Consider the following 26,785-nt stretch of genomic DNA (forward strand, 5'->3'; position numbering starts at 1 on the left):
TCCACGACCGCTCACCACAGGTGACGGCGACCGTCTCTGGTGTGCGGGCCGCGTGCTCGGTGAAGATCGACGTGATCGACGACGGCCCCAGTGTGGTTCGGGTGAGGGTCGCGCGATTCGAGAAGGCGTCGAGCCGGGCACGTTCGCCGGCATCGAGCAGTTCGATGTCCGACAGCCTCCTGCTCGGGTCGGCCGTGACGGCCCGCAGCACCAGCTGCAGCCGGTCGGCGATGGCCCCGACGGTGCCCGCGTCGAACACGTCGGTCCGGAACTCGACCTTCCCGCCGATCCCGGAGGGGGCACCGGCCTCGGTCCAGCGTTCCGCCAGCGAGAACACCAGGTCCATGTGGGAGACCTGGGCGTCGAGCGGCACCGACGCGACGCGCAGCCCGTCCAGCGCCAGTCCGGCCGCGGGGTCGTCCTGGCCGGCGAAGTTCTGCCAGGCGAGCATCACCTGCACCAGCGGGTGGTGGCTGAGGCTGCGGGTGGGGTTGAGCCGTTCGACGAGGACCTCGAAGGGCACGTCCTGGTGCTCGAAGGCCTCCAGGCTGCGGGTGCGCACCCGGGTCAGCAGATCGGCGACCGTGGGGTCGCCGGTGAGGTCGATGCGCAGCACCAGGGTGTTGACGAAGAAGCCGACCAGCTCGTCGAGAGCCGGGTCGCGCCGACCGGCGATCGGGAAGCCGACCGCCACATCGGGATTGGAGCCGAGCTTCGACATCAGGGCGGCCAGTGCGGCCTGGACGACCATGAAGGTGGTGGCGTTGTGCTCGCGGGCGATCTCGCGCACCGCCTGCTGCAGGTCTGCAGGCCAGTCCACGTCGACTGTGGCACCGCGATGGTCGGCGACCCGGGGATAGGGGCGATCGGTGGGTAGCTGCAGCCGCTCGGGCATGCCGGCCAGCGCATCCTGCCAGTAGGCCAGCTGCCCGGCGATGCGGCTGTCCTCGTCGTCGAGACGGCCGAATTGGTCGCGCTGCCACAGGGTGTAGTCCGCGTACTGCACCGGCAGCCCTGCCCATGCGGGGGCCTGCCCCGCGCTGCGACCCGCGTAGGCGACCGCCAGATCGCGCACCAGCGGCGTCAGTGACCAGCCGTCCGCCGCGATGTGGTGCACCACGGTGACCAGGACGTGCTCGTCGCCGGCCACGCGGAACAGGGCCGCCTGCAACGGGATCCGGTTCGCCAGGTCGAACGGCCGGCGTGCTGTCTCCTCGACGGCAGCGGTCAGCCGGTCCGCAGGCCATCCGGTGGCGTCGACGATCCGCCAGCCAAGGTCGGCCCGCTCGACGGGGATGATCACCTGGTGCGGTGTTCCCGCGGTCGCCGGGAACGTCGTGCGCAGGCTCTCGTGGCGGTCGACCACGTCGGCCAGCGCCGCGGCCAGCGCGTCGGCGTCGAGCCGGCCGCTCAGGCGCAGCGCCGCGGCCATGTTGTACGCCGGCGACGGTCCCTGCAGCTGGTCGATGAACCACAGCCGGTTCTGCGCGAACGACAGCGGGATCTCCGCCGGCCGCTCATCGGCGACCAACGGCTCGAGCCGGTCGGTGCCCGTGGCGATCCGCGGCGCCAGCTGGGCCACCGTCGGCGCCTCGAAGACGGTGCGCACCGCGACGTCGGCGTCGAGCGCGGCGTTGACGGCCGAGATGAGGCGCATCGTGGTCAGCGAGTCGCCGCCGAGGTCGAAGAAGGAGTCGTCGACACCGACCCGGGGCAGGTTGAGCACCTGGGCGTAGATGCCCGCCAGGATCTCCTCGGTCGGTGTGGTGGGGGCACGGTAGTGGTCGGCCTGCTGGTAGTCGGGGGCGGGCAGCGCGCGGGTGTCGAGCTTGCCGTTCACCGTGACGGGAAGGGCGTCGAGGACGACGACCGCGGCGGGCACCATGTAGGACGGCAACCGGTCGGCGAGCATCGCGCGGGCCCGGGCCGGCTTGACCGTGCCGGTGGTGTACCCGACGAGGCGTTTCTCGCCGGGGGTGTCCTCGCGGGCCACCACGACGGCCTCCTGCACCCCGGCGAGTTCGGCGAGGGCCGCCTGGATCTCGCCGAGTTCGATGCGGTAGCCGCGGATCTTGACCTGCTCGTCGGCGCGCCCGAAGTACCGCAGCTGCCCGTCGGTGCCCCAGCACACCAGGTCGCCGGTGCGGTACATGCGGGTTCCGGGCGCTCCGAACGGGCACGCCATGAACCGCGACGCGGTCAGCCCGGGCCGCCGCCAGTACCCGATTCCGACGCCACGGCCGGCCAGGTACAGCTCCCCGACCACTCCGGCGGGCACCGGCCGCAGCCATTCGTCGCACACGAAGAACGCGGCACCGGTGACCGGCGACCCGATCGGCGGCGCGCCGGACCCCGCCGCGAGCGGGGTGCTCTTCGAGGCCCACATGGTGGTCTCGGTGGGGCCGTAGACGTTGACCATCACCCTGCCCGGCGCCCAGCGGTCGACCGTGTCCACCGGGCAGGCCTCCGCCCCGATCACCAGCGCCGCCACCCCGTCGAGGCCGTCGGTGTCGAGGCCCCTGACGGCCGAAGGTGTCTGGGTCAACACCGTCACGCCCTCGGTGACGAGCAGCCGGTGGAAGTCCCGCGGTGACCGGGTCTCCGCGTCGGGCACGACGACCAGGCGCGCACCGTGCAGCAGCGCCCCCCAGATCTCCCACACCGAGAAGTCGAAGGCGTAGGAGTGGAATTGCGTCCAGACCTGCTCGGCGGACAGCTCGAAACCGACCTCGAGGGTGTCGAACAGCTGCACCACGTTCTGCTGCGTGACCGCAACGCCTTTCGGGGTGCCGGTGGTGCCGGACGTGTAGATGATGTGCGCGACGTCCTCCGGCGCGGGCCCGGGCAGCGCGGTGGCGGGCTGCGCAGCGATGCGGGGATCCTCGACGCCGAGCACCGGCACGCCGCAGCCGGTCACCGCGTCTCCGAGCCCCACCGACGCCACCACGGCCACCGGTGTGGCGTCGGAGAGCATGAACTCCACGCGTGCACGCGGATGGGCGGGATCCATGGGCAGATACGCCGCCCCAGACTTCATCACCGCCAGAATCGCGGTGATCGCCTCCACCGAACGCGACAACATCACCGCCACACACGTTCCCGGGCCTGCACCCGACTCCATCAGGAGGTGCGCCAGCCGGTTCGACTCCTCGTCGAGCTGCCGGTAGGACAGCGACCGGTCGCCGCACGTCACGGCGGGAGCATTTGGCGTCCGGGCTGCCTGCCTGCCGAACACCGCGGGCACCGACGAAGGCACGCACGACTCCGCCAGCACCGCGCGGTTGCCCCACCGGTCCAGTCGTGCGTGTTCATCGGGGCCGAGCACGTCCATGGCCGAGAGGTGTTGCGCGGGTTGGGCGGTGACGGACACCAGCACCTGCTGGAACCGGTCGATGAAGGCCGCGATGGTCGCCGCGTCGAAGACGTCGGTGCGGAACTCCACCGTCCCGCCGATCCCGGCCGCCGCGCCGGTCTCGCACCAGCGTTCGGCCAGGGAGATCGCCAGGTCCATCCGGGCGGTCCGCGTGTCCACCGGCAGCGGTGTGGCGTGCAGGTCGCCGAGTGCGAGCCCGGCGGCGTCGCTGTCCTGCCACGAGAAGTTCTGCCACCCGAGCATGACCTGCACCAGCGGGTGGTGGGTGAGGCTCCGGGTCGGATTGAGCCGTTCCACCAGCGCCTCGAACGGCACGTCCTGGTGCTCGTAGGCGGCCAGGCTGCGCCGTCGCACCTGAGCCAGCAGGTCGGTGAAGCTGGGGTCGCCGGTCAGGTCGACGCGCAGCACCAGGGTGTTGACGAAGAAGCCCACCAGCTCGTCGAGCGCGGGCTCGCGCCGTCCCGCGATCGGAAAGCCAACGGCGACATCAGAAGTTGCACTCATCTTGGCGAGCAGCACCGCGAGGGCAGCCTGCAGCACCATGAAACTGGTCGCGTTGTGTTCGCGCGCCAACCCGCGGATCTGCTGTTGCAGGTCGACCGGCCAGTCCACGGCCACCCGGCCGCCACGGAGATCGGCGACCGGTGGATAAGGCCGGTCGGTCGGCAACTGCAGGCGGTCCGGCATGCCTGCGAGTGCATCGGCCCAATAGGCGACCTGGGCGGCTATGGGGCTGTCGGCGTCGTCGAGTTCGCCCAGCTGCCTGCGCTGCCACAGCGTGTAGTCGGCGTACTGCACCGCGAGGTCGGTCCAGGCCGGCGCCGTACCGGCGCAGCGGCAGGCATAGGCCGCCCCGAGGTCACGCGCCAGCGGGCCGATCGAGGAGCCGTCGGCCGCGATGTGGTGCACGGTCGCCACCAGGATGTGTTCGACGTCGGTGAGACGGAACAGCATCGCGGCGAACGGGATCTCGTGAGCGAGGTCGAACGTGTGTCGCGCCGCCGTCTCGATGGCCCCGTCCAACCGGGCCCGGTGCCATCCGGCCGCATCGACCACCTCCCAGCCCGGTTCGGCCTGCCCGGCCGGCACCACCAGCTGTTGCGGTACGCCGTCGGGCGCGGCGAACAGCGTCCGCAGACTCTCGTGCCTGCCCACCACGTCGGTCAGTGCCGCACCCAACGCGCCGGCGTCGAGCGGCCCGCGCAGCCGCAACGCCACCGAGATGTTGTAGACCGGCGACGGACCCTGCAGCTGGTCGATGAACCACAACCGGCTCTGCGCGAAGGACAGCGGCACCACCGCGGGCCGCTCACCGGCCACCAACGGTTCGAGCCGGCCGGCGTCCCCGCCGATGCGCGGCGCGAGCTGGGCCACTGTCGGCGCCTCGAACAGTGCGCGCACCGAGAGGTCGGCGTCGAGGGTGTTGTTGACCGCAGCGATCAGGCGCATCGCCGACAGTGAATCCCCGCCGAGGTCGAAGAAGGACTCGTCGGCCCCGACCCGCTCGAGACCGAGCACCTGGGTGTAGATGCCGGCCAGGATCTCCTCGACCGCCCCCGCCGGTGCCCGGTACTGGTCGGTGTCCTGGAACTCGGGCGCAGGCAGCGCTTTTCGGTCGAGCTTGCCCGACGACGTCAGCGGGAATTCGTCGAGCACCACGATGTGGGTGGGCACCATGTATTCGGGCAGCCACTCGGTCAGCCGCCGGCGTACCGCGCCGATCTTGGTGTTGCTGTGCGGATCGTTGGCGTTGACGCCGCGACGATCCGGTCCGGCGGGCCGGACGTAGAGGTCCGTCAGCGGCGGGATGGGCCTGCCGTCGGCGAGGCGCATGAAGACCGCGTCGAGGGTGCCGGGATCGGCGCCCCAGGTGACGCTCACGCGGTAGCCGGCCGCTTCCCCGATGCGGTGCAGGTCCTCGGGGATGACGGCGCCGGAGGACGCGTCCTGCGCGTGGGCGAGAGCACTCGCGGGCGGGAGCCCGTTGGCGATGCCGCGCTGGACCCGGACGTCGTCGATCAGCCCGGCGCGCGGAATACCGGCGACGCGGACGATGTCGGGCTGCTCCGACCCCAGTGTGGCGTTGAGCCCGTCGAGGCCGTCGCAGCGCGCCCACGCCCACGTCGGTGCGCTCGCCAGGGAGTGCACCGGTGCCGGAGCCTTGTGCAGCGTGACGTCGTAGCGGTACCGGGTGAGCTCGTTGTCGGCCCGTCCGCGCTTGACCTCGATCACCACGCCGGCCACCGCCGGATGGTCCTCGGCGCAGGAGGTGAAGAACTCCGGCGCCAGAAGCAGTTCGGTCTCGCCGAGGATGGCGCGCTGAGCGCGCTGACGGATCTCGTCGGCGTCGCCGGCGTCGGTGCGCGCCATGGCGACCGCGGTCTGGAAGGCGCCCTGCAGGGTGTGGTTGCGGACGTCGCCGACGAACAGCGCACCACCGGGTGCCAGCAGGTCCATCGCGTCGGCGATGAGGTCGGCCAGGTAGCCGGCGTTCGGGAAGTACTGGACGACCGAGTTGATGATGACGGTGTCGAAGTAGCTCTGCGGCAGTCCCGAGGTGACATGTGCCGGTTGGGCTTTCAGCTCCACCCGGTCACGCCACGGAATCTCGAGCCGCTCCAGGCTCTGGTTTAGGTTGTCGATCACCACCGGCGACATGTCGGTCGCGACGTAGTGCTCACAGGTGGGCGCGATGTGCGACAGCAACAGGCCGGAGCCGACGCCGACCTCCAGCACCCGCCGGGGTCGCAGCGCCATGATCCGTTCCACGGTGGCGGTACGCCACTCGACCATGTCGTCGAGCGGGATGGCCTCCTCAGTGAGGCTGCTGTTCCAGCCCCGGAAGTCCATGCCGAACGCCGGTACCTCGACGTCCGCGCCGTAGAGCTCGTCGTACAGGGTCTGCCACTCCTCGACGATCTCGGCGTCGTCGTCGGCGGTGCCGGTCTGTTCGAGCGTGACGTAGGCGATCAGGTGGGCGCCGGTGTCGCTGTGGTGCACGGTGGCGGCGGCCTGGGCGACCTGCGGGCAGGCCAGCAGGGTGTTCTCGATCTCGCCGAGTTCGATGCGTTGTCCGCGTAGTTTGACCTGGGTGTCGGCACGGCCGAGGTAGTCCAGCGCGCCCTCGGCGGTCCAGCGCACCAGGTCGCCGGTGCGGTACATGCGCTCGCCCGCGCCCCCGAAGGGGTTGGCCACGAAACGTTCCGAGGTGAGTTCGGTCCGGCCGACATAGCCGTGCGCCAGGGCGGGCCCGGTCAGGTACAGCTCGCCGACGACGCCGACGGCCGCCGGGTTCAGCCAGGTGTCGAGCACCAGCGCGCGCACCCCGGGGATGGGGGCGCCGATCCGGATCGGCTGTCCCGCCGCGAGCGGCGCACACGTCACCCAGATGGTCGTCTCGCTGGGTCCGTATCCGTTGAACATCCGCCTGCCCGGCGCCCAGGCGGCCACCAGTTCGTCGAGGCAGGCCTCGCCGACGGCGATCAGGGTGTCCAGCCGGTCCAGCCGGGACCGGTCCAGCGACCACAGCACGGTCGGCGTCAGGATGGCGGCGGTGACCTGGTGCCGCTCCAGCAGTGTCGTCAGCGCCTCGCCGGCGTACTCCTGCGACGGCGCAACCACCAGGGCCGCGCCCGCTTCCGCGGCCAGCAGGAGCTCACCGACCGACGCGTCGAAGGTCGGCGCGGCCACCATCAGCACCCGCGCGTCGGCGCCCAGGAGGAACGTACTGCCCTGTGCGGCAGCCCAACCGAGCATCCCGGCGTGGCTGACGGTGACCCCCTTGGGGGTGCCGGTGGATCCGGAGGTGAAGATGACGTAGGCGGTGTCGTCGGGCCGCAGCGGCGCGAGCCGATCGGCGTCGGTGATCGGTTCGCGGGAACGCTCGGACACGTCGGGACCGTCGACACGGACGACCGGCCGCGAGGCCGCCGCGGCGACGGGGTCGCTGCCTGCCACCAGCATGCACTGTGCGCCGACCGCGTCCAGCACGCTGGTGATCCGCTCGACCGGGTGGGCCAGGTCGACCGGCACATAGAATCCCCCGGCCTTGACCACCGCCCACCAGGCGACGACCAGTTCCAGGGAACGTTCCATCGCCACGCCCACCGCGCGCTCCGGCCCCACGCCGGCGTCGATCAGGGCCCGGGCCACCCGCGTGGACCACTCGTCGAGTTCCCGGTAGGACACCTGCCGCCCGCCGTCGATCACAGCCGTCGCTTCCGGGTCGGTGGCGACGGCCGCGGTCAACAGGTGCGGGGCCACGCCCACCGGCGCCGTCACACCGGCGCCGGACAGCCCGGACAGCACGAGGTCACGCTCACCGCGGTCGAGCAGATCGATCGACGACAGCCGCCGCGCCGGGTCCGCGGTCATCGCCGCGAGCACCCGCTGGAGGCGGTCGATGATCGCCTCGACGCGGGTCGCGTCGAACAGGTCGGTGTCGTACTCGACGCGCATGCCGATCTCGCGGCCCGGCATCGCCTCCACCGTCAGTGGGTAGTGGTTGTACTCACGGTTCGCGAATTCGGTGATCGTCCAGTCGTGTTCGCCCGCGAGCGCACTGGTGTCGATCGGATAGTTCTCGTAGACGAACAGCGTGTCGAAGAGCCGGTCGTGACCGGTGGCCCGGTGGATGTCGGTCAGCGCCAGGTGCTGGTGGTCGAGCAGGTCGTTGTGCGTGTTCTGCAGCTGGTCGAGCAGGTCCGCGGTGGTGGTCGACGCCGTGATGGTGGCACGCACCGGCACCGTGTTGATCAGCAGGCCGACCATCGCGTCGGCGTCGGCGATGTCGGCTTGGCCGACACGTGAGCGCGGGGTGCCGAAGGCGACGTCGGGATGGCCGGTCAGGGACGTCAGCAGCAGTGCCCATGCGCCCTGCAGGACGGTGCTGACGGTGGTGTGGCGGGCGCGCGCGAGCTCGCCCAGCGCGCCGGTGATCTGCTCGGGCACACCGAACGTGGCGACGCCGCGCCGCCCCACCCCGAACCGGTCCTGGGTGCCGACCAAGGTGGGGGTCTCGAAGCCGGACAGCGCCTTTCGCCACGCCTCGCGGGCGCCATCGAGGTCGCGATCGGCCAGCCAGGTGAGGAACCGGCGGTAGGAGCCGGGCGCCGACAGCGGATGCCCGTGGTAGATCGCGAAGATCTCACCCAGCAGGATGGGCAGCGACCAGCCGTCCACCACGATGTGGTGGAAGGTCAGCACCAACCGGTGCCGCTGCGGCCCGACCCGGATCAGCGCCACCCGGAACGCCGACTGATCGGCCAGGTCGCACACCGCGACGCGTTCGGCGGCGCACAGCCGGTCACCCTCCTCGGCATCCGCGTCCGTGAGATCCTCGTAGTGCCAGGCGGTCTCCGGATCACGGAGGATGACCTGCACCGGCTCGTCGAACTGGTCGCAGAACCGGGCCGCGAGGTGGGGGTGGCGGTTGACGACCCTGCCGACCGCGTCGCGCAACCGCTGCGGGTCCACCGGCCCCGCCACGGAGAAATCGAGTTGCACCGCGTACATGTCGTCGTTGGCGTGTGCGGAGTCGGCATGGAAGAGCAGGCCCTGCTGCAGCGGGGTCAGCGGCAGGATGTCGGCGACCTCGTACCTGCGCTGCACCTCGTCGAGTTCGTGCTGGGTCAACCGGGCAGGCGCGATGTCCGAGGGAGTGAGTCCGCCGCCGCCGCGTCGCACGTGTGCGCAGATGCCGGCCAGGGCCTCGAACCACAGTCGGCTCAGGCGCTCGATCAGCGCATGGTCGACCACCGACGGCGCCCATGTCCACGCCGCACGCAGACACGGGCCGTCATCGGTGTCCGTGGTCACGGCGTTCAATTCGACGGTGTGGGCCAGCGGTATCCCGATGGCGGCCGCGACCTCGGTCAGCGGCAGACTGTCCTGGCCGATGCGCCACAGCTCCTCGGACAGGGTGGCCGCTCCGGCCCCGAGGCGGCCGAGGTAGTTGAACCCGATGGCCGGGTCGGCGCCCGGGAGGGCAGCGTCCGGATTGAGGTACCGCAGCAGGCCGTAGGACAGACCGTCGGGCAGGGCACGCAGCTGTTCCTTGGCGTCCTTGACGATCGCGCCCAGCGCCGCGTCACCGGAGCTCACCTGTGCCCAGGACAGTCCGCCCATCGCGAGCGACACCGGGTACTTCGTGGTGAACCAGCCCACCGTGCGCGACAGGTCGACGTCGGCGCCCAACTCCTCGGCGCGGCCATGGCCCTCGACGTCGATGCCGACCGGCCCGGTGTCGGTGCCGAGCAACTCGGCGACCGCCAGACCGAAGGCGATGAGCAGGATGTCCTGCGCTCCGGCGTGGAATGCCGTCGGCACCTCACCCAGCAACCGGCGGGTGGTGTCGGCATCCAGGGTCGCCGTCAGGTGTCCGGCTGTGGCGTAGGTGTCGCGCACGGGATCCACCGCGGGCAACGCCGGCGGAATCGACGCCACCTGCCGCCAGGCGTCGAGCTGCTCCACGACCTCGGGCGCCACCGCATGCGCCTCGAGCCGCCTGGCCCACCGCGCGAACGACGTGCCGCCTGCGGGCAGCGCGACGGGCTGACCGCGGTGATGCTGCGCCCAGGCGATGTTGAGGTCTTCCAGCAGGATTCGCCACGACACACCGTCGACGACCAGGTGGTGGACGATCATCGCCAGCCGGCCGGTGCCGGGCGCCCACAGTGCACGCAGCGTCTCCCCGGTCGCCGGGTTCAGCCGCCGCCGCGCCTCCCGCACCGCGTCATCGGTCAGGTGGTCCACTGCCTGCAGGCAGTCACGGGCACGCACCGATCCCGGTTCGGGCACCAAGAGGGACCACTCGCCGGCTTCCCGAGTGCCCCACATCCGGAGCGCGGCATGGTGATCCAGCAGTGCCTGCAGCACGATCTCGACATCGTCGCGGGTGACCCCGGGCGGGGACTGCAGCACCATCGCCTGGTTGAACTGTTCGACCGGGCCGTCGACACCCGCCAACCACCGCATGATCGGGGTGGCGACCACCGGCCCGGTGCCCTCGTCGACCTCCCCGATCTCGTCGTCGGCGACCCGGGCGACCCTGGCCAGCCTGGCCACGGTCTGTTCGACGAAGACGTCGCGCGGCCGGCACACCACTCCTGCGGTCCGCGCGCGGGCCACCACCTGCATCGACAGGATGCTGTCGCCGCCCAGTTCGAAGAACGCGTCGTCGACACCGACCCGTTCGAGCCCGAGGACCTGTGCGTAGATGTCGGCGAGCACCTGCTCGACCGGGTCGGCCGGCGCGCGGTAGGACTCGGTGGCGTAGGCGGGTGCGGGCAGGCTACGGGTGTCCAGCTTTCCGTTCACCGTCAGCGGAACGGCGTCGATCACCACGATCGCGGCCGGCACCATGTAGCCCGGCAGCCGCTGGGCCAGTTGCGCCCGCAACTCGGTCGGATCAATGTCGCCGGAACGGGTTTCGGTGACGTAGCCGACGAGGCGCTTGTCGCCGGGACGGTCCTCGCGGGCGATCACCGCCGCCTGTCCGACACCGTCGAGGTCGGCCAGCGCCGCCTGGATCTCGCCGAGTTCGATGCGGTAGCCGCGGATCTTGACCTGCTCGTCGGAGCGGCCCACGTAGCGCAGTTGCCCGTCGTCACCCCAGCGCACCAGGTCGCCGGTGCGGTACATCCTCGAGCCCGGCGCCCCGAACGGGCACGCGATGAACCGCGATCCGGTCAGGGCGGTGCGGCCCACATACCCCATTCCGACACCGGAGCCGGCGACGTACAGTTCCCCGACCACGCCGGCGGGCACCGGCCGCAGCCAGTCGTCGCAGACGAACAGCGCCGCCCCTGCCGCCGGCGCGCCGATGGGCGCCGCACCCGATCCCGCCGTCAGCGGCCTGCTCATCGACGCGTAGATGGTGGTCTCGGTCGGGCCGTAGGCGTTGACCATCACCCGGCCCGGCGCCCACCGGTCCACCACCTCCGCCGGACATGCCTCACCGCCGACGAACAGCGCCGTCGACCCCACCGCCCGGGGCGAGAGCATTCCCGCCGCCGACGGGGTCTGGGTGAGCACGGTGACGTGCTCGGCCAGCAGGAGTGCCTCGAATTCCTGCGGTGACGCGGCGACCTCCTCGGGCACCACCACGAGCCGGCCACCGCCGAGCAGCGCACCCCAGATCTCCCAGACGGAGAAGTCGAAAGCGTACGAATGGCATTGCGACCACACCTGTCCGGGCGGCAGGCCGGCCTCCAGTGAGCCCACCAGCTGGGCGACGTTGGCGTGGGTGATCGCAACCCCCTTGGGCGTGCCCGTCGTACCGGAGGTGTAGATCACGTAGGCGACGTCGTCGGTCGCGGGCGCCGCAGGCGCTGTCTCCGTGACGTTTTCGGCAGCGGCTTCGTCGATGTCGATGACCTGCACAGCACAGCCGGCGATCCGGCCGGCGAGTTGCGAGGTGGTGAGAACCGCGATCGGACCGGCATCGCCGAGCACGAACGCGATGCGCGCGTCGGGGTGCATCGGGTCCATCGGGACATAGGCCGCGCCGGTCTTGAGTACCGCCACGATCGCCACGACCGCCTCGGCCGACCGCGGGAGCAGCAGCGCCACCGAACCGCCGGGTCCGACGCCTCGCCCGGCGAGGGCCCGAGCCAGACGGTCCGACTCCGCCTCGAGATCTCGATAGGACAGCCGGCGCTCACCGCAGCTGACCGCCACCGCATCCGGTGTCCGGTGGACCTGCGCGCTCAGCAGGTCCGGGACCGATACGGCCACAGGCGCCGGGCCGGCGGCCACGTCGCGCCGGCCCACCTCGTCCAGGTGCGCGGCTTCGCCGGCCCGCAACACGTCCATCGCGGACAACTGCAGGTCCGGGTCGTGGGACATCGCGACCAACATCCGCTGCATCCGCTCCGCAAGGTCTGCGACCTCGAAGTCGGCGAACGGTTGGCCGGCGCCCACGGTGCTGAGGTACTGCTGATCCCCGAAGCCGAGCAGGAAGAGCCCGAAGTGGCCGACCGGACCGAACGTCGTGTAACTCGCTGTCGCCGTCGCCCCGGCGAAGTCCATCGTGAGGCGGGCGGGGACGAAGTTGACGACCACCCGGTTGCGCGCCTGCCGGGAGTCGGCGTCACCGGCCAGCGTCTCCACGGGGAACTGCTGATGACGCAGCAGTTCCCGGGTGCGCGTGTCGACCTGCCTGCAGAAGTCGGCGACGGTGCTTCCGGGTGCCGTCTTCAGCACCAGCGGCACGATGCCGGCGAGCATGCCCGGTAGAAGCTTGGACTCGGGGCGCACGCGCCTGCTGACCGGGAAGTCCAGCACCAGCTCGTCGGAGTCGCCGCCGCCGAGCCCACGCACGAGGAGTGCGCACACCGCGGTCATGATCGACGAGCGGCGGACGCCGTACTGCTTCGCCAGTGTCTTGATCCGGCCGACGACGGCGGGGTCCATCTGTACCGGCGCCGACGGCCAGTACGTCTCGCTCTCGGTCTCCAGCGGCACCCCGAGATCCGGACCGCTGCCCGAGGGAAGGTTCTGACTCCAGTACTGCCGGTCGTCCTCGAACCCGGCGGACGCTTCGTAGGCCGATTCCCCGTCGACCAGGTCGCGCAGCGAGGCGAAGTAGGCCGGTGGAACGGAGCGGCCGGTGGCCAGCGCGGTGTAGATGGCGGCGATCCGTCGGCCGATCAGCGAGAGGCCGAGCCCGTCAAGGATGATGTGGTGACAGCAGGTGTACCAGATGTACTCGTCGGGACCCGTCTGCAGCAGTGAGAAGTTGATCAACGGGCCGTCCAGCGGCATCGGCGTCCGCTGGATCGCGGTCGCCAGCGCGCGGGCTTCCTGCTCGGGCTCCTTCGCGCCGGTGAAGTCGTGCCGGCGCAGCCGGGTGTCCGGGTCGTCGGCCACCCGCTGGAACACCTGGCCGTCCACCTCGAAGAAGTGGGCCCGCAGCGCGTCGGCTTCCAGCACCACCTGCCGCACCGCCTGCTCGAAGAGGTCGGTGTCGATCCCGCCCTCGATGTGCACGAGAACTCCGAGTTGCCACTCGGTGCTCTGCCGGCCGGTTTGCTGCGCCAGCCAGATGTCCATCTGGACGCGCGTCAACGGCAAGGCCCTGTCGTCCGGCTCCATGGAATTCACCGAGACCCCCCTGAACGTTCATGTCACATGTGTGGGACGCCGAGCCCTTTGCCGACTCGACGGAGCGCCTTCGGCCGGACATCGACGCACTTCTGATCGATCACGTCCAGGCCCCGGGTGCTGTCGTCCCCGCCGACGACAAAGTGCGAGGCGGCAGGCACGCCGGCGAGGGGAATCCGCGGACCGCGCTGAATCCTGATATTGACGTCAGCGAAATAACTGACCGGGCCGATCTTGGACCAATTCGTGGCCATGGCAGTAGCTGTAACACGCCTTATGTGTTGATCGCAAGGCTTTGCGAAATAAAAGCCATTAGTTGTCGTTAGTTAACGACTATCGCGGCTCGGGTGGCAGGCTTAATTTGCGAGTGCAACTATTTGCGGGAAGCTTCACGGCTGACGTTACAGCAGGCTCGAATGCTTTTTGTTGTTATACAACACCTTTAACGCATGAACGAACAGACGTCGGTCAAGCTTCAATCATTACCATCCCGGCTACCGATTTATCGTCCGTCCGACGGTGCAAATCGTAGAGGCGAACGAGCACTGCGTGTCGGTTTTGCCAAGGACACGCGTCGAGTTTCGGGGAACCAGCGGAAGACGACCGCGAGCCACGCTGCGCCGTCATTTGCTGTTCTTCGCCGTCGCTACGAAATGTCGAGAAGTTTTTGGTTGCAAGAAATGCTCGATGTCCGGCCGCGACCCGTACCGAGGGGCGCCCGTGGGACCCGTCCACACCCCGGCACCGGCGCCGAGGCGCAGGATCTCTCCGGTGGTCTGGTCGCCGGACGGGTTCCGCTAGGTATTGCTGCGACCCTTCGCGACTCCGTCTGTCCGCCGAAGCGGCTCTTGGGCGCCGACAGCCTGTCGCGCGCGGGACGCTGGCGTCACAGCGATCGACCGCCGATGATGCCACTTGGCGGTGGCGTTGCGGAGGTGTGTTTCGCCAGGTGATCGAAGGGCTTCAGTCGCTCCTCGGCCTGGCCTTGCGGCCCGTCGTCGACTGTCGGGCGTCGACAGCCGCGCCGAGCAGGATCTCGGCCAACCGGGCGGTCGCCGGGGTGCCGCGATCCACCGGCGGCGCTGCGAGGTACACCTTCCACGACACGGCGTCGGCCAGGTCGACGGCATGCAGATGTGTGAACTGCTGCGCCTCCGACAACGGCATGAAAGCCGTGCCCAGCCCGCTGCCCACCAGTTCGGCCATGGCGGTGAACCCGGCGGGGACCTCGTAGGACGTCCGCGCGGAGACGCCGGCAGCGTGGCAGGCGTCGTCCATCAGGCCGCGGACCCCGAATCCCGGCGGAAAGCCGACGAGGTCCTCCCCCGACACGTCTGCGAGGTGGAGTCGTCGGCGCCCGGCCATGGGATGGTCACGACGACACACGAAGACCATCGGATCCTCGAAGAGCAATCGCATGTCGAGTTGCGGTGGGAACCGGTTGGGCACCGACACCAGCGCGAGGTCAAGCGAGCCCTCCATGAGCGCAGCGAGGTACGCAGATGAGCCGGTTTGGCTGAGCCGCAGTCGAAGTCGCACGAACGGGTGTGCGCGATGGAACTCGCCGAGCGCACCGGGGACGTCCACCGGACCGTAGGAGACGAGTGATCCGAACTCGATGGTGCCGGCGAGTGCGCCGCGGTACTCGGCGACCGAATCGGTGGCGGCGCGGGTGACCTGCATGACGGCGTGCGCGTGTACACGGAACCGTTCACCGGCCGGGGTGAGGCTGATCCGCTGCCGTGTCCTGTCGAAGAGCTCGACCCCGAGCTCGCGTTCCAGCTTCGCGATCGACGTCGACAGTGCCGACTGCACGACGTGGACTCGCGCTGACGCCCGCGTGAAGCTCAACTCGGCGGCGACAGCGAGGAAGTGCTCGACCTGGCGCAACTCCACGCGGATCATCGTATCTGTTTGATAGATGTCATCAATTCATGACAATCGTTGGACGCGATGGCCGCCGTGGGGTCGGATGGTTCACATGAACGCTCTGAACAGACGGCACTTCGGTCGCCTCGCGACATTGGCCGCCGGGGCGACCGCGCTCGCGGCATGCACGTCCGCGCCGGCCGAGCCCGGTCCCCCAACTGCGCCGGCGCACCGGCTCGGCCCGGTCAAGCAGATCGACGCCGGCGATCTCGACATCGGATACGCCGAGGCCGGCCCTCCGGACGGGCGCCCCGTGATCCTGCTGCACGGCTGGCCGTACGACATCAACAGCTACGCCGACGTCTCCGCCCTGCTCGCCGGCCAAGGCTTCCGGGTCATCGTGCCGTACCTGCGCGGCTTCGGAAGCACCCGCTTCCTGTCCGCGGATACCGTTCGCAACGGTCAGCAGGCCGCGCTCGCGCACGACGTGATCAGCCTGATGGACGCCCTAGAGATTCCCGCCGCGATCCTCGGCGGCTACGACTGGGGCGGCCGCACCGCCAACGTCGTCGCGACGCTGTGGCCGCAACGGTGTGCGGGGCTCGTCGCCGTCAGCGGCTACATCACAGTGAATCTGGCGACGAACCGTGAACCGCTGCCGCCGAAGGCGGAGTACGGCTGGTGGTATCAGTACTACTTCGCGACACCTCGCGGAGAAGCCGGCTACCGCGAGAACGCCCACGACTTCAACAAGTTGATCTGGCAGCTCGCATCGCCGGAGTGGAAGTTCACCGACGCCACCTTCGACCTGTCCGCGGCCGCGTTCGACAATCCCGACCACGCCGACATCGTCATCCACAACTACCGCTGGCGGCTGAGCCTCGCACCCGGCGAGTCCCGGTTCGACGCCGACGAGTTCCGGCTGGCCGGCCGTCCTGCGGTCACGGTCCCGACCATCACCATCGCCAGCGACTTCGACGGCGCGGCCAAGGACGGCGCCGCCTATCGGGCGCTCTACACCGGCTGGTACCAGCACCGCATCCTCGACGGCATCGGCCACAACGTGCCCCAGGAGGCGCCGGAGGAGTTCGCCTCGGCGATTGCCGAGGTGGCCGGACAGCCCCGGTGAGACCCGGTCAACCGGCGACCGCCAGGTCTCGCCGCTGTGGCCGAACCGTGATCAATGCTTGACCGAATCATCAACGCGCGCCGCAATGTTCGACCGTTGACGCGCCCGTAAGATGGCAGCGTTCAAGATCGCGCGTGACGTCAGGGGTTCGAGTAGATGCGGGCAGTCGTCCAACTTGTCCTACCGGTGGTGGTGGCCGGCACGGCCGTGCTCGGGGGCACACCCGACGTCGAAACCGCAGCGATCAGTCTGCCCATGTCCAGTGCTGTCGAATCCGTCGCGCCGACCCGTGGCGCGCGCGTCGGAGTCGCGCACCCGGTGGTGGTGACCTTCGGTGGGCCGATCGCCGACCGCGCTGCCGCCGAGCGAGCACTGCGAATCACGTCGACGCCCGCCATGACCGGCAGGTTCGAGTGGCTCGACGACCATGTGGTGCAGTGGGTTCCAGAGCGGTTCTGGCCGGCACACAGCACGGTCGCCCTGTCGGTGAACGGGAAGCTGACCCAGTTCGAGACCGGTCCCGCCGTCGTCGGAGTCGCCGACCTCTCGGATCACACGTTCACCGTGACCGTCGACGGCTTGGCGGCGGGATCACCCATCGCACTGCCCGCGCCGCACCACCTGCCCCGCCTCGGCGAGGAGGGCGTGTTGCTGGCGACCATGGGCCGTCCGGAATACCCGACGCCGGTCGGCACCTACAGCGTGCTGGCCAAGGACGACGTGGTGGTCATGGACTCGAGCAGCGTCGGCATCCCCGTCACCGCTCCCGACGGCTACCTGCTCGAGGTGGAGGACGCCGTACGCTTCACCCGCCGCGGCCTTTTCGTGCACTCCGCGCCGTGGGCCGTCGCATCGTTGGGGCTGGAGAACGTCAGTCACGGCTGCATCAGCCTGGCGCCGGCTGCCGCGCAGTGGTACTTCGACACCGTCAACATCGGTGACCCGGTGATCGTGCAGGAGTAGCAATCCCGGGTCGGGGCGCCCGAACGTTCACATGCACAACGGAATCCGGGCCACATGGCGTGCACAGCACACCATGTGACCCGGGAGTGGGCGCGGCGACGCCGCGCTACCTGACGAGGACGGCCTTGTCCACAGGTGCTGCCTGGATCGGCGCACTCGCGGCGGTTTTTCCGGTAGGCACGCCCTTTCCGCCGAGACCGCCCATTTCGGTGAGCGGAGCGCCTCCGACCGCAGGTGCGGCGATCGGGGCGCCTGCCGGCACGGGCGGCACGACCGGCACCGGCGGAACCAGCGGGACGGGCGGGACCGGCGGAGCGACCGGAACGGGCGGGATGACCGGCGGTGCGACCGGCACCGGCGGAACGACGGGCACCGGCGGCGCCAACGGCGCGGCGGCCCCTGCGGCTTGAACCGCGGCAGCACTGCACACCGGCGCCGCGCCGGCAGCCGCCGGTGCTCCGGGTGCGCCGGCGGCCTGGTCCACACACTGATAACCGCCCGTCTTCAACGGGGCGGCTGCCGCGTGCGGGCTCAACGCCGCGGCCGCCACACATAGGCCTGCACCGGCAACTACTCTCACAGCAATCCGACCAAAGGTGCTCATCGCCGGGACTCCTTCAACTATGCTCAAAAATGACTGCGACGAAAATTTCCTGTGGCGCAACCGTAGAGCACACCGTAATGCCCGTCTACACAAGGCCAGAAGTGGTTGCGAGGTTGACGCCCAAGCGAGCTTCGCTTGTGACGGAGCCGTATCCGTGTCGTGATTCAGGCCAGCGGCCCGCCGATGTCCACACGGACACAGCTAACACATTTGCCCCGCTCAGCCGGTCGGGAGCGCCTCGGCCGCGGCCCGCCGGAACTCGCTCGGATTGACGCCGCGGACCCGTTTGAAGGCTGCGCTGAACCCGAACGGATCGGAGTACCCGACGGTGCCGGCGATGTCGGAGACGGTCGCCCCTCTCCGCTCGATCAGCAGGTCGGCCGCGAGCGTCATGCGCCAGCGGGTGAGGTAGGTCAACGGCGGCTCGCCCACCAGCTCGGCGAAGCGCTTGGCCAGCGTCGAGCGTGACACCCCGACACGGTCGGCCAGCGTGGCGACCGTCCACGGCGCGGCCGGGTCGGCATGCAGCAGGCGCAGCGCTTCGCCGGCCACCGGATCGCGCTGGGCCGCCCACCACGCCGGCGGCTCGCCGCCGGGCCGGTCGAACCACTCGCGCAGCGTGCACACCAGCATCCAGTCCAGCAGGCGGTCCAGCACCACCTGCTGGCCGGGGGCGTCGACGGCGACCTCCGCGGCGAGGTGATCCAGCACCGGGTCTCCCGTGCCGCCGGCCTCCACCCGCAGCACGACGGGCAGTGCGTCGAGAAGCCGCCGGCTGATCTCGCCGCGCACCGGATAGGCGCCGACGATCAGGGTCGTGCCGCCGTCGTCGCGGTTGTCGGACCAGCCGAGGCGGTGCCGGGTCCCGCCCTGTTCGGGCGTCGCGCAGTGCTCGCCGCACGCGATCGGCTCCGCCCCGGTGTCCAGCTCGTCGACGAACGTGAACGTTCCGGGACCCCGCACGACGACCGTCTCGTAGGCGTGGAGCGGCTCGGGCCGGCCGTCCTCGGGCACGATCCACCCCTGACCACCCAGGACGGTGCACAGGGTGAGCGGCGCGCCGTCCACGAAGTGCAGCGCCCATGGCGGCGACAGAGTGCTGCTGCCGAACAGGGACCCATGGGCCCGTACGCCGCGGAACAGGTCACCGAACGCGTCCATGATCGCGAGGTTAGACGATTGGACATGTATCTCGGCTTCGCACCCATGGAAGTGTCCGGCCGAGCGCCGTTCAATGGGCCACATGAGCATCGACACCACCCTCGTCCTCGGTGGAACCGGCAAGACCGGCCGGCGCATCGCCGCCCGGCTACGGTTGCGCGGCGCGCCCGTCCGTCCCGTGGCGAGGTCCACCGAGATCCCGTTCGACTGGTCCGACCCCGGCACCTGGGAAGCGGCCCTGCAGGGAGTGGCTGCCGCCTACATCGTCGCGCCGCCACTGCCGGACGGCGCTCCGGGACCCGCGCACGACTTCGTGGCCCGTGCCGAGGACGCAGGCGTGCAGCGCCTCGTTCTGCTGTCGGGTCGCGGCGCCGACAGCTGGGGCGACTCCACATTCGGGCTGGACATGCGCGACGCGGAGGACGCCGTGCGTGGTTCGTCGCTCGAGTGGACCGTGCTGCGACCCAACAACTTCGCCCAGAATTTCGACGAGGAGCTCTGGCACGCACCGCTTCTCACCGGCACCCTGGCGCTGCCGGCCGGCGAGGTGCCCGAGCCGTTCATCGACCTCGAGGACGTCGCCGACGCCGCAACCACGGTGTTGACCGAGCCGGGGCGGCACGCCGGACGGATCTACGAGCTCACGGGTCCGCGGTCGATCACCTTCGACGAGGCCGTGCAGATGATCTCCCGGGCGGCGGGTCTGCCGATCTCCTACAAGCAGATCTCCGCCGACGAGTACGCGGCGGGTCTGCTGGCAGAGGGCGTGAGCGAGGACGACGCCCACCACGTCGCCGAGATGTTCGTGCTGATGCAACGCGGCCTCCTCGCCGAGACGACGGACGGCGTCGCCACCGTGCTCGGCCGCCCGCCCCGCACCTTCGAGGACTACGTATTGCGAACGGCGGTGGCGGGGGCGTGGCGGCGATGAGCGCCGACAGGTTGACCATCGAGGATCGCGAGTTCCTCCGGCGCCCGCTCTACGGCTTCCTGTCGGTGGCCGCGGGACCGCGCCCACCCCAGCCTCGTCCGGTGTGGTTCGACGTCACCGACGACGGCACCGTGCAGCTGTTCACCGGACCCGACACCGCGAAGATGCGCCGACTGCAGGAGGATTCGCGCGCGTCGCTCGTCGTCGCCGCACCGGTGGGTGAGCGCGAACGTTGGGTGTCGGTCGCCGGCCCGGTCACGGTGGAGCCCGACGGAGCGCACGACCTCGCCGCCCGACTCGCCGCCCGTTACTGGGATCTCGAGGACGCCGGCCGGGCGGCCGACCTCGCCGAGATCCTCGCGCAGGACCAGGTGCGCCTCGTCATCCACCCGCAGAAGGTGAGTCGCTACTCGATGTGACCGCCACCGGCGACGGCGCCGGGCGGGTGAGGAGCACCCGGCCGGCCTCGTTCAGGGCTGCGGGCCCACGCGGTTGTTCGAAGAACACCTCGGCACGCCGGCCATCTGCCTCCATGGTGGCGATGGTGTTGCCGAACAGCGGCCCGCAGGTGTTCGTCCAGCTCACCGGGAGGTCCGGTAGGTCGCGGTGCCGGGCCCATCGCCGGGTGAGCCGGGCCACCGGCCGCGACCACCCGAGACGGAATCCCGGCTTCACCGCCGCGGGCACGTAGTTGTGCACCGGTGAGCAGACCAGTTGGTGCACGGTGGCGCCTCGCCCCGCCGGCAGGCCGGCCAGCTGTGCGCGCGCGGCGTAGCTGTGGTGGACATCGCCGGAGAGCACACTCACCGTCGCCGGCCCGGCGGGATCGCCGGCCACCCGTGTGATCAGCCCGGTCAGGCGCAGGAACGACTTCAGGAACGCCGCCCAGTGCTCGAGATCACCGGCACGGCGGATCTTCTCGGCGAGGGCGCCGCGTCTGCCAGGGCGGTTGGCGGCCTGCTCGTTCACCATCTGCAGATCGCTGATGACCGGCGGCAGCAGCCACGGCAGCGACGAAGCGATCAACAGGTGATCGACGTCGTCGAGGCGGTCGGTGGCTTCGCCCTCGAGCCAAGCGAATTCCCGTTCACCGATCATCATGCGGTTGCCCGACTCGAGGATCCGTCCGTTTCGCGAGTCGACCATGATCAAACGGGTGCGACCGAGATCCCACCGGTAACTGAAACGGACGCCTTTGCTGTCGTCGACCTCCTCGTCGGCACGGTCGGCGAGATCGGTCAGGAGCGGCCAGGTGTCGCCGTCCGCCGCGACCAGCTGCTGGTAGTCCGCATTGTCGGCGAGGTCGGCGGGGCTGAGATTGCCGAGGTGCTGGTACACCCAGTACGAGGCCAGCCCGGCGCGTATCCGGTCGCGCCACCAGGGCTTCTTCTTGATATCCGCCCGCCATGCCTCGGATGTGTTCCAGTCGTCGCGGATGTCGTGATCGTCGAAGATCATCGCGGTGGGCACGGTCGACATGAGCCAGCGGATCTCGGGGTCACCCCACGAATGGCGGTACAGCCGTTCGTATTCGGCGAAGCTCACGACTTCGTCTGGAGGGCGCTGGCCGTTCGACCTGCGCCGGGTGCGCTTGCCCGCCAGGTGTTGCCGCGATTCCGGCGTGAGCTCGTCGGCGTAGAGCTGATCGCCCAGCAGGATCAAGGCATCCGGCCAGGTCTCGATCGATTGTCCGGCCATGCGGGTCGCGTACGAGTCGAGGGCGTCGCGACCCAGCTTGGAGTCGACCTTGTCGTCCTCGGTCTTCGGGTACCGGCACGATCCGAAGATCGCGCGCACCCGCGGCGCGGATTCGGGGCCTCGCGTCCGGATGACGCTCGTCGGATACGGCGCGTCGTCGACCGGCCACACCTGCCGGCCGTCCACGTGTACCCGGTACTCGGTGACCGAGTCGGGGGTCAGGCCGGTCACCTGGACGAGGGCGTAGTGGTAGCCCTGCACGTTGAACGTCGGCGCCGAGCAGCCGAGGACGGTGACGGTGGCCGCATGCTCGGTCTGCACCCACACCGATGCGGTCGTCTCACCGACATGGCGGAGCGCGGGACCGAGCACGAGAGACACTCCTTCACCCTACGGACCGGCGGACCTCCGTCACATCGCTTGCGCACATCGGAAGCTGCGCGCGCAGAACTCCTCGAAGGTGCGCGCGGGGCGGCCGGTGACGTCCTCGACGGTGCAAGTGACGCGGTCTTCGGCGCCACCGGCGATGTCGACGTCGAGCGCGGAGAGTAACCGGGCGAATTCCAGCGGTATCCCGCTGGCGGCGACGTGTCCGGTGTGCTCCTCCGCCGACACCGATCGGTGCCGCACCGGGCGGCCGAGGTGTCGAGCGACGATCATCGCCGCCTCCTCGTAGCCCAGCGCCCGCGGGCCGGTGAGGATGTGTTCGGTGTTGTGCGCGACCGGGTCGGTGAGTGCGTGGGCGGCGACGGCCGCGATGTCGTCGGCATCGATGAACGCCACCCGGCCGTCGCCGGTGGCGGTCACGATCTCGCCGTCGCGCACTCCCTGCGCGACGAGGTGATCACCGGTGAAGTTCTGCATGAACCACGACGGGCGCAGGACGGCCCACTCGGGCATCGTCGATCGGACGAGTCGGTGCACCTCTCCCAGGCCGGGCGCTCCTTCGGGCAGCGCGGACGAACTGAGTTGCACGACGCGGCGCACGCCGCGCCTGCGCGCCTCCTCCAGGAACGGCTCGACCAGGGGCGCCGGATCGGCTTCGCCCGGCGGCGCGACCAGATACACGAGCCGGCGCCGTCGAGCGCCGACGCGTGAGTGGCGCGGTCGCCCCACTCGAATCGCACCTGACCCGGCGACGTCGGCGTCCGCGTCGCCGACCGGACGGGGACGCCGCGCGCTGTCAGGACGGCCGCCACCCGGCGACCGGTCGTCCCGCTCGCACCCAGTACCAGCACGTCGTTCATCGCCGCACGCCGCCGAATGACTCCAACTGTTCCGTGCCGCCCATCGCCTCGGCGGCGGCCAGTGGGCTCCAGTAGTCGCGGTAGCTCAGGATCCGGCCGTCGCGCACGGTGATCACGGCGATGTAGCGCATCCGGTACGGCGCCCCGGACGCGACGACGATGCCCGCCGCCTCGAACTCCACGATCACCACCGCTGGATCGACGGTCTCGTGGACGACCTTGTGCGGGAAGCCCTCGATCCGGAGCAGATCCGGATATCCGCGCATGTACTCCGCGACGGCTTCTCGGCCGACCACGCGCTCGGGATAGCCCGGCGCGGCGAAGGGGAATTCGATCACGCCGTCGTCGGCCCACAGGTCGGCGAAGCCGGCCATGTCCTGCTTCACCAGCAGGTCGAGTGCGCGTTCGACGAGTTCGACGGGTTGCATGTCAGACCTCCTCGGTATGGACGATACGGTACCGTCCCGACGCTTACGCTAGTCGGGACGGGACGGTATCGTCCAGTCCATGTCACGTCGCCCGCCCACCGGAGCCGCGGTGCTCCAGCCGACGGTCACCGCGTCGATCACCGAGGCCGTGCTGGACGAGCTGGCCGACCTCGGGTACGCGCGGTTGTCGATGGAGGCGGTCGCGAAACGGGCAGGTGTCGGGAAGAGCGCGCTGTACCGGCGGTGGTCGTCCAAGCAGGAGATGGCGCTGGCGGTGCTGGCCGAGTTCAGCATCGACCAGGCCCCGGCGCCCGACACCGGGTCGCTGCGCGGGGATCTCAGGGAGTCCCTCGACGCGGTGGCCCGCTGGCTGTCACACCCCCGCTTCTCCCGGATCCTGCCCGACCTGGTCGCCGAGATGGCCCGCAATCCGGAACTGAGCGACCTGGTGGAGGGCATGATCGGCCGGCCTCGCCGGGACCGCGGCGCGGTCATGCTGCAGCGGGCGATGCGCCGCGGTGAGCTGGCGCCCGACACCGACCTGGACATCGCCCTGGATCTGATCGGCGCCCCGGTGTACTGGCGGTTGACCGTCCGCGACGCCGACGCCGAGCCCGGTTACCTCGACAAGCTCGCCGACATGCTCGTGCGCGCACTCGCCGGGCCGTCCTGACCCCGCGCGCCGACGCCATCGGGCGTTAACGTCCACGGCGTCGGTCGTCCACGCGCGACTGCCACAATGCGGCAACCCCGCCAGCCACGACGAAGCCCGCACAGGAGCGCGATGACCGACCTCGTTCACACCCCGCAGCCGACTCCCACGTATAGCGTGCGCACCGGGATGGACGTGGATGCGCTCAAACAGTCTGTGCAGGACCACCTGCGGTACTCGATCGGCCGGCCGGCCGCCGCGCTGAAGCCGGAGCACTACTACCGGGCCCTGGCCCTGGCGGTGCGCGACCGCATGCAGGACAACCGCGTGGCCTCCACCCAGACGTCGATGGATCTCGGCAGGAAGGTGACGTGCTACCTGTCGGCCGAGTTCCTGATGGGTCCCCAGCTGGGCAGCAACCTGCTCAACCTCGGGATCGAGGAGGCGGCACGCGAGGCGCTGGGCATCCTGGGGCAGGACATCGACGAGGTGCTGGCATGCGAGGAGGAGCCCGGTCTCGGCAACGGCGGCCTGGGTCGGCTCGCCGCGTGCTACCTCGATTCGCTGGCCACCCTGGAGCGCCCGGCGATCGGCTACGGCATCCGCTACGAGTTCGGCATCTTCGACCAGGAGATCCACGACGGCTGGCAGGTCGAGAAGACCGACAACTGGCTCGTCAACGGAAACCCATGGGAGATCGCCAAACCCGACGTGAACTACCGGGTGAACTGGGGCGGGCACACCGAGCACTACACCGACGACGCGGGCCGCCACCGGGTGCGCTGGCTGCCGGACCGCGTGATCAAGGGCGTCGCCTACGACACACCCGTCCAGGGCCATGCGGTGAACACCTGCAATGTGCTCACGCTGTGGAGCGCGCGCGCTGTCGAGTCGTTCGCTCTGGAGGCGTTCAACACCGGCGACTACTACCGGGCGGTCGAGGAAGAGGTGACCTCCGAGACCGTCACCAAGATCCTCTACCCCAACGACGAGCCGGACATCGGCAAGCGGCTGCGACTGCTGCAGCAGTACTTCTTCGTGTCGTGCTCACTGCAGCACATCGTGCACATCGTCGAGGACCTCAGTGACCGCTCCGTGCACGACCTGCCGCAGCAGTTCGCCGTGCAGCTCAACGACACCCATCCGTCCATCGGAGTCGCCGAGCTCATGCGCATCCTGGTCGACGAACGACATCTCGACTGGGACGAGGCATGGGCGATCACCGTGGCCACCTTCGGCTACACGAACCACACGCTGCTCCCCGAGGCGCTGGAGACCTGGCCGCTGGCGCTGTTCGGCGAATCACTGCCCCGGCACCTGGAGATCATCTACGAGATCAACCACCGCTTCCTCGACGAAGTGCGCCTGCGCTTCCCCGGCGACGGTGACCGCGTCCGCCGGATGTCGCTGATCGACGAGGACGGCGGCAAGCGTGTGCGGATGGCTCACCTCGCCACGGTCGGCAGCCACGCCGTCAACGGTGTCGCGGCGCTGCACTCCGATCTGCTCAAGGCCAGTGTGCTGAAGGACTTCTACGAGCTCTGGCCGGAGCGGTTCACCAACGTCACCAACGGTGTGACACCGAGGCGGTTCCTTGCGCTCGCCAACCCGGGACTGCGCCGGCTGCTCGACGACACGATCGGCGCCGGCTGGATGTCGGACCTGAGCAGGCTGACCGAGGTGGAGCGCCACGTCGACGATCCGGCGTTCCAGCAGCGGTGGCGGGACATCAAGCGTGCGAACAAGTCCCGGCTCGCCGACTACATCAGGTCGACCTCCGGCGTGGACCTCGACCCGGGCTGGTTGTTCGACATCCAGGTCAAGCGGATCCACGAGTACAAGCGCCAGCACCTCAACGTGCTGCACATCGTCGCGCTGTACCACCGGCTCAAGCAGAATCCCGGCCTCGACATCGCCCCGCGCGCCTTCATCTTCGGCGGCAAGGCCGCGCCCGGTTACTTCATCGCGAAGCGGATCGTCAAGCTCATCAACGCCGTCGGCGAGATCGTGAACAACGACCCCGACGTCAACGACCACATCAAGGTGGCGTTCGTGCCGAACTTCAACGTCCAGAACGCCCACCTGATCTATCCGGCGGCCGACCTGTCGGAGCAGATCTCCACGGCGGGCAAGGAAGCGTCGGGCACCGGGAACATGAAGTTCATGATCAACGGTGCGTTGACCATCGGCACACTCGACGGCGCCAACGTCGAGATCCGCGAGGAGGCTGGGCCGGAGAACTTCTTCCTGTTCGGCTTGACGGTCGAGGAGGTGGAACGCGTCAAGGCGCAGGGATACCGGCCGGCAGACCACATCGAGGCCGACGAGGAGCTCCGGGCGGTCCTCTCACTGATCTCGAGTGGACACTTCTCGCACGGAGACACCGACGTGTTCCGGCCGCTGGTGGACTCACTGACCTACAGCGACCCGTTCCTCGTGCTGGCGGACTACGCGGCGTACGCGCAGTGCCAGCAGCGGGTGAGCGAGGCGTGGCAGGACACCGACGCATGGACGCGGATGTCGATCCTGAACTCGGCTCGCAGCGGAAAGTTCTCGTCGGACCGCGCCATCGCCCAGTACTGCGACGACATCTGGAACGTGGCGCCGGTGACCGTTCGGGTCTGAC

Annotated in this window: 14 protein-coding genes (1 of these 14 cut by a window edge); 6 read left to right on the forward strand and 8 right to left on the reverse strand. The window is 69.8% G+C overall.

Annotation, left to right across the window (positions count from 1 at the left end; all coding sequences use genetic code 11):
• From O6P37_RS14700 to O6P37_RS14710, 3 genes are all read right to left on the reverse strand, one after another.
• Positions 1–13,468: the 5' end (the start) of a non-ribosomal peptide synthase/polyketide synthase gene (locus tag O6P37_RS14700; RefSeq protein ID WP_269894781.1), read on the reverse strand. The gene continues 17,756 nt to the left of window position 1, outside the view; only the first 13,468 of its 31,224 coding nucleotides appear in the window; its start codon is at positions 13,466–13,468; the stop codon falls past the left edge of the window.
• Between the two features lie 32 nt (positions 13,469–13,500).
• Positions 13,501–13,731, reverse strand: coding sequence for a hypothetical protein (locus O6P37_RS14705; RefSeq protein WP_269894782.1), 231 nt, complete (start codon positions 13,729–13,731; stop codon positions 13,501–13,503).
• A 709-nt stretch (positions 13,732–14,440) separates the two neighbouring features.
• Complete coding sequence (locus O6P37_RS14710) at positions 14,441–15,373, reverse strand: LysR family transcriptional regulator (RefSeq protein WP_269894783.1); 933 nt, start codon at positions 15,371–15,373, stop codon at positions 14,441–14,443.
• A gap of 85 nt (positions 15,374–15,458) precedes the next feature.
• On the opposite strand from O6P37_RS14710, the gene O6P37_RS14715 reads away from it, so the two are divergent.
• Together O6P37_RS14715 and O6P37_RS14720 are read left to right on the forward strand one after the other, a co-directional pair.
• Positions 15,459–16,475, forward strand: coding sequence for an alpha/beta fold hydrolase (locus tag O6P37_RS14715; protein ID WP_269894784.1), 1,017 nt, complete (start codon positions 15,459–15,461; stop codon positions 16,473–16,475).
• 156 nt (positions 16,476–16,631) lie between these two features.
• A complete protein-coding gene (locus O6P37_RS14720) occupies positions 16,632–17,438 on the forward strand; it encodes a L,D-transpeptidase (protein WP_269894785.1) in 807 nt (268 codons plus the stop codon).
• Between the two features lie 106 nt (positions 17,439–17,544).
• Here the strand turns inward: O6P37_RS14720 and O6P37_RS14725 are convergent, their stop codons facing one another.
• Together O6P37_RS14725 and O6P37_RS14730 are read right to left on the reverse strand one after the other, a co-directional pair.
• On the reverse strand, positions 17,545–17,922 hold the full coding sequence (locus O6P37_RS14725) for a hypothetical protein (RefSeq protein WP_269894786.1): 378 nt from the start codon (positions 17,920–17,922) through the stop codon (positions 17,545–17,547).
• 339 nt (positions 17,923–18,261) lie between these two features.
• On the reverse strand, positions 18,262–19,203 hold the full coding sequence (locus tag O6P37_RS14730; protein WP_269894787.1) for a cupin domain-containing protein: 942 nt from the start codon (positions 19,201–19,203) through the stop codon (positions 18,262–18,264).
• 82 nt (positions 19,204–19,285) lie between these two features.
• On the opposite strand from O6P37_RS14730, the gene O6P37_RS14735 reads away from it, so the two are divergent.
• Both O6P37_RS14735 and O6P37_RS14740 read left to right on the forward strand, forming a co-directional pair.
• The gene (locus O6P37_RS14735; RefSeq protein ID WP_269894788.1) at positions 19,286–20,134 is read left to right on the forward strand and encodes an NAD(P)H-binding protein; all 849 of its coding nucleotides are present in this window, start codon (positions 19,286–19,288) and stop codon (positions 20,132–20,134) included.
• Entirely contained in the window at positions 20,131–20,553 is a 423-nt protein-coding gene (locus O6P37_RS14740) for a pyridoxamine 5'-phosphate oxidase family protein (protein WP_269894789.1), read from the forward strand. Before O6P37_RS14735 ends, O6P37_RS14740 begins: the two co-directional genes overlap by 4 nt.
• On the opposite strand, the gene O6P37_RS14745 is transcribed toward O6P37_RS14740, so the two are convergent.
• From O6P37_RS14745 to O6P37_RS14755, 3 genes are all read right to left on the reverse strand, one after another.
• A complete protein-coding gene (locus O6P37_RS14745) occupies positions 20,516–22,213 on the reverse strand; it encodes an alkaline phosphatase D family protein (protein ID WP_269894790.1) in 1,698 nt (565 codons plus the stop codon). The two genes, O6P37_RS14740 and O6P37_RS14745, sit on opposite strands and share 38 nt — an antisense overlap.
• A 30-nt stretch (positions 22,214–22,243) precedes the next feature.
• On the reverse strand, positions 22,244–22,948 hold the full coding sequence (locus tag O6P37_RS14750) for an NmrA family NAD(P)-binding protein (protein ID WP_269894791.1): 705 nt from the start codon (positions 22,946–22,948) through the stop codon (positions 22,244–22,246).
• A 127-nt stretch (positions 22,949–23,075) separates the two neighbouring features.
• Entirely contained in the window at positions 23,076–23,507 is a 432-nt protein-coding gene (locus O6P37_RS14755) for a nuclear transport factor 2 family protein (RefSeq protein ID WP_269894792.1), read from the reverse strand.
• A 79-nt stretch (positions 23,508–23,586) separates the two neighbouring features.
• Here O6P37_RS14755 and O6P37_RS14760 point away from each other — a divergent pair, with 79 nt between their 5' ends.
• Both O6P37_RS14760 and O6P37_RS14765 read left to right on the forward strand, forming a co-directional pair.
• On the forward strand, positions 23,587–24,180 hold the full coding sequence (locus tag O6P37_RS14760) for a TetR/AcrR family transcriptional regulator (protein ID WP_269894793.1): 594 nt from the start codon (positions 23,587–23,589) through the stop codon (positions 24,178–24,180).
• Positions 24,181–24,291: 111 nt separating this feature from the next.
• Positions 24,292–26,784: a glycogen/starch/alpha-glucan phosphorylase gene (locus tag O6P37_RS14765; RefSeq protein ID WP_269894794.1), complete on the forward strand. Its 2,493-nt coding sequence runs from the start codon at positions 24,292–24,294 to the stop codon at positions 26,782–26,784.
• Position 26,785 lies beyond the last annotated feature (1 nt).

It is taken from the genome of Mycobacterium hippophais, assembly GCF_027529605.1.
Classification (GTDB): domain Bacteria; phylum Actinomycetota; class Actinomycetes; order Mycobacteriales; family Mycobacteriaceae; genus Mycobacterium; species Mycobacterium arseniciresistens.

Coding starts and splice junctions, on each gene's coding strand:
- O6P37_RS14705 (WP_269894782.1), bottom strand. CDS start 13,731: ATGGCCACGAATTGGTCCAAGATCGGCCCGGTCAGTTATTTCGCTGAC.
- O6P37_RS14715 (WP_269894784.1), top strand. CDS start 15,459: ATGAACGCTCTGAACAGACGGCACTTCGGTCGCCTCGCGACATTGGCC.
- O6P37_RS14720 (WP_269894785.1), top strand. CDS start 16,632: ATGCGGGCAGTCGTCCAACTTGTCCTACCGGTGGTGGTGGCCGGCACG.
- O6P37_RS14730 (WP_269894787.1), bottom strand. CDS start 19,203: ATGGACGCGTTCGGTGACCTGTTCCGCGGCGTACGGGCCCATGGGTCC.
- O6P37_RS14735 (WP_269894788.1), top strand. CDS start 19,286: ATGAGCATCGACACCACCCTCGTCCTCGGTGGAACCGGCAAGACCGGC.
- O6P37_RS14740 (WP_269894789.1), top strand. CDS start 20,131: ATGAGCGCCGACAGGTTGACCATCGAGGATCGCGAGTTCCTCCGGCGC.
- O6P37_RS14755 (WP_269894792.1), bottom strand. CDS start 23,507: ATGCAACCCGTCGAACTCGTCGAACGCGCACTCGACCTGCTGGTGAAG.
- O6P37_RS14760 (WP_269894793.1), top strand. CDS start 23,587: ATGTCACGTCGCCCGCCCACCGGAGCCGCGGTGCTCCAGCCGACGGTC.
- O6P37_RS14765 (WP_269894794.1), top strand. CDS start 24,292: ATGACCGACCTCGTTCACACCCCGCAGCCGACTCCCACGTATAGCGTG.